Origin of the sequence: Pseudomonas sp. HT11 (assembly GCF_044875395.1) — a bacterium.
GTDB lineage: Bacteria > Pseudomonadota > Gammaproteobacteria > Pseudomonadales > Pseudomonadaceae > Aquipseudomonas.
The window spans coordinates 672,866-685,948 of sequence record NZ_CP173217.1 but is presented as its reverse complement, the minus strand read 5'-3'; the positions used below and the strand labels follow the sequence as shown (position 1 = coordinate 685,948).

Annotated in this window: 13 protein-coding genes; 12 read left to right on the top strand and 1 reads right to left on the bottom strand. The window is 62.2% G+C overall.

Annotated features, from left to right (window positions below; all coding sequences use genetic code 11):
- The first annotated feature begins 158 nt into the window (after window positions 1-158).
- The 11 genes from urtA to ureC all read left to right on the top strand — a co-directional run bounded on the left by urtA (window position 159) and on the right by ureC (window position 10,312).
- The gene (gene urtA, locus ABWL43_RS02960; protein WP_404486649.1) at window positions 159-1,424 is read left to right on the top strand and encodes an urea ABC transporter substrate-binding protein; all 1,266 of its coding nucleotides are present in this window, start codon (window positions 159-161) and stop codon (window positions 1,422-1,424) included.
- A gap of 141 nt (window positions 1,425-1,565) precedes the next feature.
- Entirely contained in the window at window positions 1,566-3,068 is a 1,503-nt protein-coding gene (gene urtB / locus ABWL43_RS02955; protein WP_404486647.1) for an urea ABC transporter permease subunit UrtB, read from the top strand.
- On the top strand, window positions 3,068-4,147 hold the full coding sequence (urtC, locus tag ABWL43_RS02950; protein ID WP_404486645.1) for an urea ABC transporter permease subunit UrtC: 1,080 nt from the start codon (window positions 3,068-3,070) through the stop codon (window positions 4,145-4,147). Before urtB ends, urtC begins: the two co-directional genes overlap by 1 nt.
- Window positions 4,144-5,004, top strand: a complete 861-nt coding sequence (gene urtD, locus ABWL43_RS02945; protein ID WP_145160253.1) for an urea ABC transporter ATP-binding protein UrtD — start codon at window positions 4,144-4,146, stop codon at window positions 5,002-5,004. The genes urtC and urtD overlap by 4 nt, the downstream gene beginning before the upstream one ends.
- 163 nt (window positions 5,005-5,167) lie before the next feature.
- Complete coding sequence (gene urtE, locus ABWL43_RS02940) at window positions 5,168-5,866, top strand: urea ABC transporter ATP-binding subunit UrtE (protein WP_145160251.1); 699 nt, start codon at window positions 5,168-5,170, stop codon at window positions 5,864-5,866.
- A 31-nt stretch (window positions 5,867-5,897) separates the two neighbouring features.
- On the top strand, window positions 5,898-6,737 hold the full coding sequence (locus ABWL43_RS02935) for an urease accessory protein UreD (protein WP_404486642.1): 840 nt from the start codon (window positions 5,898-5,900) through the stop codon (window positions 6,735-6,737).
- 91 nt (window positions 6,738-6,828) lie between these two features.
- Window positions 6,829-7,131 (top strand): urease subunit gamma, encoded by a 303-nt coding sequence (ureA, locus tag ABWL43_RS02930; RefSeq protein ID WP_003171437.1) that lies wholly within the window; start codon window positions 6,829-6,831, stop codon window positions 7,129-7,131.
- Between the two features lie 8 nt (window positions 7,132-7,139).
- Window positions 7,140-7,652: a GNAT family N-acetyltransferase gene (locus ABWL43_RS02925; RefSeq protein WP_404486640.1), complete on the top strand. Its 513-nt coding sequence runs from the start codon at window positions 7,140-7,142 to the stop codon at window positions 7,650-7,652.
- A 5-nt stretch (window positions 7,653-7,657) separates the two neighbouring features.
- A complete protein-coding gene (locus tag ABWL43_RS02920) occupies window positions 7,658-8,191 on the top strand; it encodes a GNAT family N-acetyltransferase (RefSeq protein ID WP_145160245.1) in 534 nt (177 codons plus the stop codon).
- The gene (locus ABWL43_RS02915) at window positions 8,188-8,493 is read left to right on the top strand and encodes an urease subunit beta (protein ID WP_145160242.1); all 306 of its coding nucleotides are present in this window, start codon (window positions 8,188-8,190) and stop codon (window positions 8,491-8,493) included. Before ABWL43_RS02920 ends, ABWL43_RS02915 begins: the two co-directional genes overlap by 4 nt.
- Before the next feature lie 118 nt (window positions 8,494-8,611).
- On the top strand, window positions 8,612-10,312 hold the full coding sequence (ureC, locus tag ABWL43_RS02910; protein WP_145160240.1) for an urease subunit alpha: 1,701 nt from the start codon (window positions 8,612-8,614) through the stop codon (window positions 10,310-10,312).
- A gap of 258 nt (window positions 10,313-10,570) precedes the next feature.
- On the opposite strand, the gene ABWL43_RS02905 is transcribed toward ureC, so the two are convergent.
- A complete protein-coding gene (locus tag ABWL43_RS02905) occupies window positions 10,571-11,515 on the bottom strand; it encodes a DnaJ C-terminal domain-containing protein (protein WP_404486637.1) in 945 nt (314 codons plus the stop codon).
- Window positions 11,516-11,753: 238 nt separating this feature from the next.
- On the opposite strand from ABWL43_RS02905, the gene ABWL43_RS02900 reads away from it, so the two are divergent.
- A complete protein-coding gene (locus ABWL43_RS02900) occupies window positions 11,754-13,022 on the top strand; it encodes an Hsp70 family protein (protein WP_012721959.1) in 1,269 nt (422 codons plus the stop codon).
- Window positions 13,023-13,083: the final 61 nt, after the last annotated feature.

Genomic DNA, 13,083 nt, shown 5'->3' with positions numbered 1-13,083 from the left:
GTGCACCCACACCCCGCCAGCGCGCCGATCTGGTGCGCATGACCGGCCCGGCAGCGTCCGTCTGCCGCGCAAACAAGCGCCCGCATGCACCTCGGCACAGCCTTTGCAAAAGCCTGTGCAATGCCCTCATAACAACTTGAGTTCCTGGAGATCGCACCATGAAGCGTCGCAGCTTGATCAAGGCTTTCACCCTGTCCGCCTCCATTGCCGCCATGGGGCTGACCTGGACCGTGCAGGCCGCCGAGACCATCAAGGTCGGCATCCTGCACTCGCTGTCCGGGACCATGGCAATCTCCGAGACCTCGCTTAAAGACATGGCGTTGATGACCATTGACGAGATCAACGCCAAGGGCGGTGTGAACGGCAAGATGCTCGAGCCGGTGGTGGTCGACCCTGCATCGAACTGGCCGCTGTTCGCTGAAAAAGGCCGTCAGCTGCTGACCCAGGACAAAGTCGCCGTGGTGTTCGGCTGCTGGACCTCGGTGTCGCGCAAATCCGTGCTGCCGGTGTTCGAAGAACTCAACGGTTTGCTGTTCTACCCCGTGCAGTACGAAGGCGAAGAGATGTCGCCGAACGTGTTCTATACCGGTGCGGCGCCCAACCAACAGGCGATCCCGGCGGTGGAATACCTGATGAGCGAAGAAGGCGGCGGCGCCAAGCGCTTCTTCCTGCTCGGCACCGACTACGTGTACCCGCGCACCACCAACAAAATCCTGCGCTCGTTCCTGCATTCCAAAGGCGTTGCCGACAAAGATATCGAAGAGGTCTACACCCCGTTCGGCCACGCCGATTACCAGACCATCGTGGCCAACATCAAGAAGTTCTCCGCCGGCGGCAAGACCGCGGTGGTCTCAACCGTGAATGGCGATTCCAACGTGCCGTTCTACAAAGAGCTGGCCAACCAGGGTTTGAAAGCCACCGACGTACCGGTGGTGGCCTTCTCCGTGGGTGAAGAAGAACTGCGCGGCATCGACACCAAGCCACTGGTGGGCAACCTCGCCGCCTGGAACTACTTCCAGTCGGTGGAGAACCCGGTGAACAAGAAATTCGTCGCGGACTGGAAGGCCTACGCCAAGGCCCACAACCTGCCGGGCGCGGATAAAGCGGTGACCAACGACCCGATGGAGGCCACTTACGTCGGTATCCATATGTGGGCGCAGGCGGTTGAGAAAGCCAAGTCCACCGACGTCAACAAGGTGCGCGAAGCCATGGCCGGCCAGACCTTCGCCGCGCCGTCGGGCTTCACCCTGACCATGGATAAAACCAACCACCACCTGCACAAGCCGGTGATGATCGGCGAGATTCAGTCTGACGGGCAGTTCTCGGTGGTGTGGCAGACCCAGGAACCGATCCGCGCACAGCCATGGAGCCCGTACATTCCTGGCAATGACAAGAAGCCGGATTATGCGGTGAAGAGCAACTGATCCGAGGGGTGTCGGCACTTGAGTGCCGACACACACCCTGTGGGAGCTGGCTTGCCTGCGATGCAGACGACTCGGTGTATCTGATGCACCGCTATCGCAGGCAAGCCAGCTCCCACATTAGTTCGAGCAAGGCCCACGAATATGCCCACTGCCCTCTACCGCTTCATCCTGGCTACCCTGCTGTTGCTGCCTTTTGCCGCACACGCCAGCGACGCCGAAGACTTCCTCAACGCCAACCCAATGCAACAAGCCAAGCTGCTGCAGGACTGGGCCGCCCAGCCTGACCCGGCGCGCATCGAGCTGGTGGACGCCCTGCAACACGGTCAACTCACGCTCAACGGCGAAACCAAAACCGTGCGCCTGAACAACCGCCTGCGCGGCCTGATCGACAACGTGCAGGCCAGTCAGCAACTGCTCGCCGCCGACCCCAAGGTACGCCTGGCCGCCGCGCAAACCCTGCAAAAAACCGCGCAGCCTGCGCAGCTCAAATTCCTCGACCAGCAAGTGGCCGCCGAAACCAATGAGGACGTGCACACCGCCCTCAGCCTGGCCCTGGCCAACCTGCAATTGGTTGATACCGACCCCGTGGTGCGCCTTGCTGCCGTGCGTTTGCTCGGCAGCACCGGCGACCCGTTGGCGCGCACGCGCCTCGAAGCCTTGCTCGCGCCTGGGGTCGAAACTGACGCCGGCGTGCACACCGCCGCCGAGACCAGCCTGGCGCAGGTCAAACGCAAATTGATGGTCGGCGAGATCCTCGGCCAGGCCTTCAGCGGCATGTCCCTGGGCTCGATCCTGCTGCTCGCGGCCCTGGGCCTGGCGATCACCTTCGGCCTGCTCGGCGTGATCAACATGGCCCACGGCGAAATGCTGATGCTCGGCGCCTATTCGACTTACGTGGTGCAACTGATGATGCAGCGCTACGTGCCTGCGGCCATCGAGTTCTACCCGCTGATCGCGCTGCCGGTGGCGTTTTTTGTCACCGCCGCCATCGGCATGGCCCTGGAACGCACAGTGATTCGTCACCTCTACGGCCGCCCGCTGGAAACCCTGCTCGCCACCTGGGGCATCAGCCTGATGCTGATCCAGTTGGTGCGCCTGGTGTTCGGTGCGCAGAACGTCGAAGTCTCCAACCCGCAGTGGCTGTCGGGCGGCATTCAAGTGCTGCCCAACCTGGTGCTGCCGTACAACCGCATCGTGATCATCGCCTTCGCGCTGTGCGTGGTGGTGCTGACCTGGCTGCTGCTGAACAAGACGCGCCTGGGCCTCAACGTGCGTGCGGTTACCCAGAACCGCAACATGGCCGCCTGCTGCGGCGTGCCCACCGGGCGTGTGGACATGCTCGCCTTTGGCCTGGGCTCCGGCATCGCCGGCCTGGGTGGCGTGGCCCTGAGCCAGATCGGCAACGTCGGCCCGGACCTGGGCCAGAGCTACATCATCGACTCGTTCCTGGTGGTGGTGCTCGGCGGTGTCGGCCAGTTGGCCGGTAGCGTGATGGCCGCCTTCGGGCTGGGCATCGCCAACAAGATTCTCGAACCGCAGATCGGCGCCGTGCTCGGCAAGATCCTGATCCTCGCGCTGATCATTCTGTTTATCCAGAAACGCCCGCAAGGACTCTTCGCACTGAAAGGACGGGTGATCGACTGATGAACCAGCCATTGATGCTTACGGCCACGCAAAAGGCCGGCCCCACGCTGACGATAGCCGTCGGCGCGGTGATCCTGATCCTGCTGCTGGCGTTGCCTTTGTGTTCGCTGCTGGCGCCGGAAAACCCGCTGCATGTGTCGGCCTACACCCTCACGCTGGTGGGCAAAATCCTCTGCTACGCCATCGTCGCCCTGGCCCTGGACCTGGTGTGGGGCTATGCGGGGATGCTGTCCCTCGGCCACGGTTTGTTCTTTGCCCTCGGCGGTTATGCGATGGGCATGTACCTGATGCGCCAGGCGTCCGGCGATGAGCTGCCGGCGTTCATGACCTTTTTGTCGTGGACCGAACTGCCCTGGTATTGGGTCGGCACCGAGCATTTCCTCTGGGCCATGTGCCTGGTGGTGCTGGCGCCGGGGTTGCTGGCGCTGGTGTTCGGCTTTTTCGCCTTCCGCTCGCGGATCAAGGGCGTGTATTTCTCGATCATGACCCAGGCCCTGACCTTCGCCGGGATGCTGCTGTTTTTCCGCAACGAGACCGGGTTTGGTGGCAATAACGGCTTCACCAATTTCCGCAGCATTCTGGGCTTCGGGATTACCGAGCCCGGCACACGGGCGGTGCTATTTTTGGCCACGGTCGTGTTGCTGGTCGCGAGCCTGTACACCGGCTGGCGCCTGGCGCAGAGCAAGTTTGGCCGGGTGCTGACCGCCCTGCGCGATGCCGAAAATCGCCTGATGTTCTGCGGCTATGACCCACGTGGCTTCAAGCTGTTTGTGTGGGTGTTGAGCGCGGTGCTGTGTGGCCTGGCGGGCGCGTTGTATGTGCCGCAAGTGGGCATCATCAACCCCAGCGAAATGTCGCCGACCAACTCCATCGAAGCCGCCGTGTGGGTTGCCTTGGGTGGGCGCGGCACGCTGATCGGGCCATTGCTCGGCGCCGGTGTGGTCAACGGCATGAAGAGCTGGTTCACGGTGGCCTTTCCGGAATACTGGCTGTTCTTTCTGGGGGCGCTGTTCATCCTCGTCACCTTGTATTTGCCCAAGGGCTTGATCGGCCTGTTGAAGAAACGGGGTGAACAATGAGAGTCACAGCGACGGCGGAATTTATGCTCGAACCCATTCTTGAGCCAAACAAAGACGCGGGCAGCAGCCGCGATGCAATCGGCCTCGGCCAGGCCGCCGGCAAGGGCCTGAACACCCGTCACGGCACCATCCTGACCCTGGAAGACATCAGCGTCAGCTTCGACGGTTTCAAGGCGCTCAACGACTTGAACCTGTACATCGGCGTCGGCGAATTGCGCTGCATCATCGGCCCCAACGGCGCGGGCAAGACCACGCTGATGGACGTGATCACTGGCAAGACCCGCCCCAGCCACGGCAAGGCCTGGTTCGGCGAAACCCTCGACCTGACAGGCATGAGCGAAGTGCAGATCGCCCAGGCCGGCATCGGCCGCAAGTTCCAGAAACCCACGGTGTTCGAAGCCCTCAGCGTGTTCGAAAACCTGGAGCTGGCGCAGAAAACCGATAAATCCGTGTGGGCCAGCCTGCGCGCCCGCTTGAGTGGCGAGCAAAAAGACCGCATCGATGAAGTGCTCGACACCCTCCGCCTGAGCGCCTCGGCGCAGCGCCCGGCGGGCCTGCTGTCACACGGGCAAAAGCAGTTCCTGGAGATCGGCATGCTGCTCATGCAAGACCCGCAGCTGTTGCTGCTGGATGAACCCGTGGCGGGCATGACCGACGCCGAAACCGAATTCACCGCCGAACTGTTCAAGCGCCTGGCGGGCAAACATTCGCTGATGGTGGTGGAGCACGACATGGGCTTTGTCGGCTCGATTGCCGACCACGTCACTGTGCTGCACCAGGGCAGCGTGCTGGCTGAAGGCTCGCTGGCACAGGTGCAGGAAAACGAGCGGGTGATCGAGGTTTACCTCGGTCGCTGAGCCAGACAGAGCGCTTACTGTGGGAACCGAATCAATGTGGGAGCTGGCTTGCCTGCGATGGCATCACCTGGGTCCATCAGGCATACCGAGTTGCCTGCATCGCAGGCAAGCCAGCTCCCACAGTTGATCTGGGTCCTACAAGGGAATTGAGGAGAATTTGAACATGCTGCAAGTCGACACGCTGCATCAGTACTACGGCGGTAGCCACATCCTGCGCGGGCTGTCCTTTGACGTGAAGATCGGCGAAGTCACCTGCCTGCTCGGCCGTAACGGTGTGGGCAAGACCACGCTGCTCAAGTGCCTGATGGGTTTGCTGCCGGCCAAAGAGGGCGCGGTGAACTGGGAAGGCAAGGCCATCACCGGGTTCAAACCACATCAACGCGTGCACGCAGGTATCGCCTATGTGCCTCAGGGCCGCGAGATTTTCGGGCGGCTCACCGTGGAAGAAAACCTCCTGATGGGGCTGTCGCGATTCCCCGGCTCCGAGGCCAAGGAAGTACCGGCATTTATCTACGAATTGTTCCCGGTCTTGCTGCAAATGAAACATCGGCGTGGCGGCGATTTGTCCGGTGGCCAGCAGCAACAGCTGGCAATCGGCCGCGCCCTGGCCAGCCGCCCGCGCCTGTTGATCCTCGATGAGCCCACCGAAGGCATCCAGCCGTCGGTGATCAAGGAAATCGGCATGGTGATCAAGAAGCTCGCCGCCCGCGGCGACATGGCGATCCTGCTGGTGGAGCAGTTCTATGACTTCGCCGCCGAGCTGGCGGATCAGTACCTGGTGATGTCACGCGGCGAAATCGTCCAGCAAGGCCGTGGTGAAAATATGGAAAGTGAAGGTGTACGCGGGCTGGTTACCATCTAATCTGTAGCGTCCTGACGATAAGCACTCAACCATGAACCTGCCCGTTTCCCCCGCCCTGTTCACCCCCAGCTGGCATGCCGAGCTGGACCTCGGCTACGCGCGTTTCGGCGACACCACGCGCCCGGTGATGCGCCGCCACCTCGGCCCGCTGCGCGTGCAAAAGCACCTGTACGCCGAGGGCCCCCAGGTGTGCCAGCACATCATCGTGCACCCGCCCGGCGGGATTGCCGGCGGTGATCGCCTGGACATCCGCGCCCATGTTGGCGCCGGTGCCTGGGCGCAATTGACCAGCCCCGGCGCAGCCAAGTGGTACCGCGCCAGCGGCCCGGCCTTTCAACAGCTTGAATTGACCGTGGAAGCGGGCGCCACGCTGGAATGGCTGCCCCAGGAAACCATCGTGTTCAGCGCCGCCCAGGCCGAACTCACCACCCGCATCGACCTGCAAGGCGATGCCCGGCTGTTCTACTGGGATGTCGTCGCCCTCGGCCGCCCCGCCAGTGGCGAGCGTTTTGACCTCGGGCACTTTCAATCGCACCTGGATATCCGCCGCGACGGTCAGTTGCTCTGGCATGAGCGCCAGCGCATTGTGGGCGCCGATGGGTTGCTCGACTCGCCCATCGGGCTGGACGGGCAACCGGTGTTCGCCACGCTGTTGCTCACTGGCGATATCGAGCCTGAGTTACTGGAAAGCTGCCGCGCCCTGCCCCATGCGGTGCGCGGCGACCTGACCCAACTGCCCGGGCTGCTGGTGGCCCGCTGCCTGGCCAGTGAAGCGCTGTTGGCACGGGGCTGGTTGATTGATTTATGGCGTCTGTTGCGCCCGGCGGTACTGGGGCGAGAAGCTGTTTCACCGAGAATCTGGAGCACATGAAGATCTGAAGTGGAACCAGCTCCCACACAAGCCCTTTCCCACATTGATCTTCAGTGTTTTTAAGAATGTTGTTTATGAAGGACCTTGAACCATGGATTTGACCCCACGGGAAAAAGACAAACTGCTGATCTTCACCGCAGGCCTGGTCGCCGAACGCCGCCTGGCACGTGGCGTGAAGCTTAACTACCCGGAGACCATCGCCTACATTTCCGCCGCCTTGATGGAAGGTGCCCGCGATGGCCGCACCGTCGCCGATTTGATGCACTACGGCACCACCCTGCTCAGCCGTGAGCAAGTGATGGAAGGCATCCCGGAAATGATCCCGGATATCCAGGTGGAAGCCACCTTTCCCGACGGCACCAAGCTGGTCACCGTCCACCAGCCTATCGCGTGAGGCCAATCATGATTCGTGATGCAACCGAGCAAGACCTGCCGGCCATTCGAGCCATCTACAACGACGCGGTGCTCAACACCACCGCGATCTGGAACGAACAACCCGTCGACCTGGCCAACCGTCAGGCCTGGTTCTCGGCGCGTCAGGCCCAGGCGTACCCGATTCTGGTGGCGGTGGAAAACGATGAAGTCACCGGCTACGCCTCGTTCGGCGACTGGCGACCCTTCGAAGGCTTTCGCTACAGCGTCGAGCACTCGGTGTATGTGCGCAATGACCAGCGCGGCAAAGGCCTCGGCCAGCGCCTGATGCAAGCGCTGATCGAGCGTGCCCGCAGCGCCGGCAAACACGTGATGGTCGCGGCCATCGAAAGCGGCAACCAGGCGTCTGTTCGCCTGCATGAGCGCCAGGGTTTCATCATCACTGGGCAAATGCCGCAAGTGGGCATCAAGTTCGGCCGCTGGCTGGACCTGACCTTTATGCAACTGACATTGAATCCGGGCGCCGAGCCGCCCAAGGAGTGAGATCGATGAACACGGCTCAACTGCGTCGAGTGAATGCTGAAAGTTTTGCCCATTACCGCCTGGGCTTGATCGAGCTGTTGCTGGACGCGGTGAAGCATGGTGCGTCGGTCGGCTTCATGGCGGACTTCGACGAAGCCCAGGCCCGCGACTATCTGAAGGGCGTACAAGCCAGTATCGAAGACGCCAGCCTGCTGCTGTGGGTGGTGGTGCGCGATGAACAGGTGATCGCCAGCGTGCAATTGGCGCTGTGCCAGAAAGCCAATGGCCTCAACCGCGCCGAAGTGCAAAAACTGTTGGTACACAGCAGCGCCCGCCGCCATGGCCTGGGCCAGCAATTGATGAACACTCTGGAACTCGCCGCGCGCCAGCACAAGCGCGGCCTGCTGTACCTGGACACCGAAGCCGGCTCCGGTGCCGAAGCCTTCTACCAGTCGCTGCGCTACACCAAAATCGGTGAATTGCCCGACTACTGCCAAAGCCCGGACGGGCGCTACAGCCCGACCGCCATCTACTTCAAGACCCTGGGGCAACCTGCATGATTCCTGGTGAATATCAGATCCAGCCTGGCGATATCGAACTGAATGTCGGCCGGCGTACCGTCACCCTCAGCGTGGCCAACAGCGGCGACCGGCCGATCCAGGTCGGCTCGCACTACCATTTTTTCGAGACCAATGACGCGCTGACGTTTGACCGCGCGGCGAGCCGTGGCATGCGCCTGAATATTCCGGCCGGGACGGCGGTGCGGTTTGAGCCGGGGCAGAGTCGCGACATCGAGTTGGTGGATTTGAGCGGCGGGCGGCGGGTGTTTGGGTTTGCCGGACGGATCATGGGCGACCTTTAGGGCCTCATCGGGGGCAAGCCCCCTCCCACATTTTGACCGCGTTCACACATCAAAGGTGGGAGGGGGCTTGCCCCCGATAGCAATTTCACATTCAACACAAATATTTCAGGGCACACACATGAAAATCAGCCGCCAAGCCTACGCCGACATGTACGGCCCCACCGTCGGTGACAAGGTCCGCCTGGCGGACACCGAGCTGTTCGTCGAAGTCGAAAAAGACTTCACTGTTTATGGCGAGGAAGTGAAGTTCGGCGGCGGAAAAGTCATCCGCGACGGCCAGGGCCAAAGCCAGTTGCTCGCCCATGAGGTCGTGGACACGCTGATCACCAACGCGCTGATCATCGACCACTGGGGCATCGTCAAGGCCGACGTCGGCCTGAAGAATGGCCGCATTCACGCGATCGGCAAAGCCGGCAACCCGGATATCCAGCCGGGCGTGACCATGGCCATCGGCGCCAGCACCGAAGTGATCGCCGGTGAAGGCATGATCCTCACCGCCGGCGGCATCGACTCCCACGTGCATTTCATCTGCCCGCAGCAGATCGAAGAAGCACTGACCAGCGGCGTCACCACCATGATTGGCGGCGGCACCGGCCCGGCCACTGGCACCAACGCCACCACTTGTACGTCAGGGCCGTGGCACCTGGCGCGCATGCTTCAGGCCAGCGACTCGTTCCCGATGAACATTGGCTTCACCGGCAAGGGCAACGCCAGTTTGCCGCAGCCCTTGATCGAACAGGTCAAGGCCGGCGCCATCGGTTTGAAGCTGCACGAAGACTGGGGCACCACGCCTGCGAGCATCGATAACTGCCTGAGCGTGGCCGACGAGTATGACGTGCAGGTCGCCATCCACAGCGACACGCTCAATGAATCCGGCTTCGTCGAAACCACGCTCGCCGCGCTCAAGGGCCGCACCATTCACACCTACCACACCGAAGGCGCCGGAGGCGGCCACGCGCCAGACATCATCAAGGCCTGCGGCTTCCCGAATGTGCTGCCCAGTTCCACCAACCCGACCCGGCCGTTCACCCGCAATACCATCGACGAGCACCTGGACATGCTGATGGTCTGCCATCACCTGGACCCCAGCATTGCCGAAGACGTGGCCTTCGCCGAAAGCCGCATCCGCCGCGAGACCATCGCCGCCGAAGACATCCTGCACGACCTCGGCGCGTTCTCGATGATCAGCTCGGACAGCCAGGCCATGGGCCGCGTCGGTGAAGTCATCACGCGCACCTGGCAGACCGCCGACAAGATGAAAAAACAGCGCGGCCCGTTGCCGGGTGACGGCGAAGGCAACGACAACTTCCGCGCCAAGCGCTACATCGCCAAGTACACCATCAACCCGGCGATCACCCACGGCATCAGCCATATTGTCGGCTCTATCGAAGTCGGCAAGTGGGCCGACCTGGTGCTGTGGCGCCCCGCATTTTTTGGCATCAAACCGACCCTGATTCTCAAGGGCGGCGCGATTGCCTCAAGCCTGATGGGCGACGCCAATGCGTCAATTCCCACGCCGCAGCCGGTGCACTACCGCCCCATGTTCGCCAGCTTCGGCAGTTCGTTGCATGCCACCAGCCTGACCTTTATCAGCCAGGCCGCGCAGGCAGCCGGATTGCCCGAAGCCCTGGGCCTGAAAAAGCAGATTGCGGTGGTCAAGGGGTGTCGCGACGTGCAGAAAACCGACCTGATCCACAACGACTACCTGCCGGATATCGAAGTGGACCCACAGACCTATCAGGTCAAGGCCGACGGCGTACTGCTGTGGTGCGAGCCCGCCGACGTGCTGCCAATGGCGCAGCGTTACTTCCTGTTCTGACGCCTCGGCGGCCTAGTCATGGGGTTCTGCGTGGACGTTTGCCAGAGACGGCGGAATGACAGAGGACAGAAACGCGTAATGCTGCACCTTCCCCCCCGGCAGCGCGAGCGCCGGGGGAGCAGGGTGATGTGAAGGCCCATGGTGGGTTCCCTTGGGCGGTGATAAAGCGCTGGAGCTTTTCACCACCCGCCATTGGCCGGACCTATCTATACAGTGCTGCCCTGCAGTGCTCGGCGCCTGAACGCGAGCGGCCCGGCGTCAGCTGTTCCAGTTTTCTCGCGGATCGAACGCGGCCTTTTTCGCCAGCTCCTGCCACAACGCCTTGACCTCATCGTCGCTGCTTTTCGGCATCACGGCCTTGAGCTGCACGAACAGGTAACCGCGCTGCCCGGCCTTGTTCAGCAGGCCATGGCCCTTGGCGCGCATGCGTTGGCCGTTTTGGCTGCCGGCCGGCACCTTGAGGTTGATCTTGCCGGTGAGGGTCGGCACGGCCACTTCCGTGCCCAACGCCAATTCCCACGGCGCCAGGGGCAAGTTGATGATCAGGTTTTCGCCGTCCACTTCAAAGCGTGGGTGCGGCGCAAACTTGATGATCAGGTACAGATCGCCATTGGCACCGCCGCCAATGCCCGGCGCACCCTGGCCCTTGAGGCGGATGCGCTCGCCGTCGGCCACGCCGGCGGGGATCTTCACGTTCAGGCTCTTGGTGGTGTTGCTGACGTGACGACCCGAGGCGTCGTATTGCGGCACCTGGAAGCTGATCTGCTTGGACTCGGTGGACAGCGTCTCTTCAAGGAATACCGACAGCTGCATTTCCACGTCCTGGCCCTTGCGCCCGGTTGGGCGGCGCTGACCGCCGCCAAACGCGTCGCCGCGCGAGCCGAAGATCGAACTGAAGAAGTCCGAAAAGTCGCCCGCGTCCTGGCCGCCGCCAAAGCCGCCACGGCTCTGCCAGCCCGGTGGCCCCTGGAATGGCTGGCCATGTTGGCCGTATTTGCGCAGTTCGTCGTATTCCGCGCGCTTATCGGCGCTTTTAAGCGCCTCATAGGCTTCGGACGCGTCCTTGAATTTCTCTTCGGCGTCTTTTTCCTTGCTCACGTCCGGGTGATATTTGCGTGCGAGCTTGCGATAGGCGGCCTTGATTTCCTTGTCATCGGCGCTCGGCTCGACACCCAGAATCTTGTAGTAGTCTTTGAAATCCATCGGCGGTTCACCATCCTTAATCGAGATCGCACAGCCCGGGGCACAACGTGCGCTGCATTGCACCTGTTGAGTGATGTGGCCTGGGGGTGCGTCAAAGTGTTATCGGCACTAGCCGTATGCAACAGATGTGGGGGCAAATCCCGCACTTTCAAGCACGATTTAACGGATGGTCGGCCTACGCATCCGTGCCCGACTGGCATACACTGCGCGGCCGTTTTTCAACCGGAACCCGATAGACATGAAAAACCCATCCCCAGCCCGTGCCTGCGGTATCGACTTCGGCACGTCCAACTCCACCGTCGGCTGGATCCGCCCCGGCATGGAAACGCTTATTGCGCTGGAGGACGACAAGATCACGTTGCCGTCGGTGGTGTTCTTCAACTTCGAGGAGCGTCGCCCGGTGTACGGTCGCCTGGCCCTGCACGAGTACCTGGAAAACTACGAAGGCCGGCTGATGCGCTCGCTCAAGAGCCTGCTGGGTTCCAAGCTGATCAAGCACGACACCAGCGTACTCGGCACGGCGATGCCGTTCACCGACCTGCTGGCGCTGTTTATCGGCCAGCTCAAGAGCCGCGCCGAAGCCAACGCCGGCCGTGAATTCGAAGAAGTGGTACTGGGCCGCCCGGTGTTCTTCGTCGATGACGACCCGATGGCCGACCAGGAAGCGGAAAACACCCTGGTCGATGTCGCTCGCAAAATCGGCTTCAAGGATATCTCCTTCCAGTACGAACCGATTGCAGCGGCGTTCGACTATGAGTCCACCATTGAGAAGGAAGAGCTGGTACTGATCGTCGACATCGGCGGTGGTACGTCCGACTTCTCGCTGGTGCGCCTGTCACCGGATCGCCGTCACAATGACAACCGTCACGACGACATCCTTGCCACCGGCGGCGTGCACATCGGCGGTACCGACTTTGACAAACAGCTCAGCCTGCAGGGCATGATGCCGCTGTTCGGCTACGGCAGCCGCATGAAAAGCGGCGCCTACATGCCCACCAGCCACCACATGAACCTGGCCACCTGGCACACCATCAACTCGGTGTACTCGCAAAAATCCCAGTTGGCCCTGGGCAGCATGCGCTACGACATCGAAGACACCGGCGGCATCGACCGCCTGTTCAAGCTGATCGAACAGCGCGCCGGGCACTGGCTGGCCATGGAAGTGGAAGAAACCAAGATCCAGCTGACCCACGAGGACAGCCGCCACGTGCTGCTCGACCGGGTTGAGCCGGGCCTGAGCGTTGAGCTGAGCCGCGCGCTGTTCGAGTCGGCGATTGATGGCTTGCTGGAGCGCGTGCGCAACAGCGTCACGCAGCTGCTGACCGATGCGTCGGTCAGTGTCGCGCAGGTGGACACGGTGTTCTTTACCGGCGGTTCCAGCGGCATTCCGGCACTGCGCCACAGCATTTCGGCGATGTTGCCGAATGCACGGCACGTGGAAGGCAACATCTTCGGCAGTATCGGCAGCGGTTTGGCGATCGAGGCCAGCAAGCGTTACGGCAGCTGAGTTTCTGCCCGCGCCGCGTCGCGCCCATCGCGGGCAAGCCCGGCTCCCACATTCATGCGTG

Coding starts and splice junctions, on each gene's coding strand:
- urtA (WP_404486649.1), top strand. CDS start 159: ATGAAGCGTCGCAGCTTGATCAAGGCTTTCACCCTGTCCGCCTCCATT.
- urtB (WP_404486647.1), top strand. CDS start 1,566: ATGCCCACTGCCCTCTACCGCTTCATCCTGGCTACCCTGCTGTTGCTG.
- urtC (WP_404486645.1), top strand. CDS start 3,068: ATGAACCAGCCATTGATGCTTACGGCCACGCAAAAGGCCGGCCCCACG.
- urtD (WP_145160253.1), top strand. CDS start 4,144: ATGAGAGTCACAGCGACGGCGGAATTTATGCTCGAACCCATTCTTGAG.
- urtE (WP_145160251.1), top strand. CDS start 5,168: ATGCTGCAAGTCGACACGCTGCATCAGTACTACGGCGGTAGCCACATC.
- ABWL43_RS02935 (WP_404486642.1), top strand. CDS start 5,898: ATGAACCTGCCCGTTTCCCCCGCCCTGTTCACCCCCAGCTGGCATGCC.
- ureA (WP_003171437.1), top strand. CDS start 6,829: ATGGATTTGACCCCACGGGAAAAAGACAAACTGCTGATCTTCACCGCA.
- ABWL43_RS02925 (WP_404486640.1), top strand. CDS start 7,140: ATGATTCGTGATGCAACCGAGCAAGACCTGCCGGCCATTCGAGCCATC.
- ABWL43_RS02920 (WP_145160245.1), top strand. CDS start 7,658: ATGAACACGGCTCAACTGCGTCGAGTGAATGCTGAAAGTTTTGCCCAT.
- ABWL43_RS02915 (WP_145160242.1), top strand. CDS start 8,188: ATGATTCCTGGTGAATATCAGATCCAGCCTGGCGATATCGAACTGAAT.
- ureC (WP_145160240.1), top strand. CDS start 8,612: ATGAAAATCAGCCGCCAAGCCTACGCCGACATGTACGGCCCCACCGTC.
- ABWL43_RS02905 (WP_404486637.1), bottom strand. CDS start 11,515: ATGGATTTCAAAGACTACTACAAGATTCTGGGTGTCGAGCCGAGCGCC.
- ABWL43_RS02900 (WP_012721959.1), top strand. CDS start 11,754: ATGAAAAACCCATCCCCAGCCCGTGCCTGCGGTATCGACTTCGGCACG.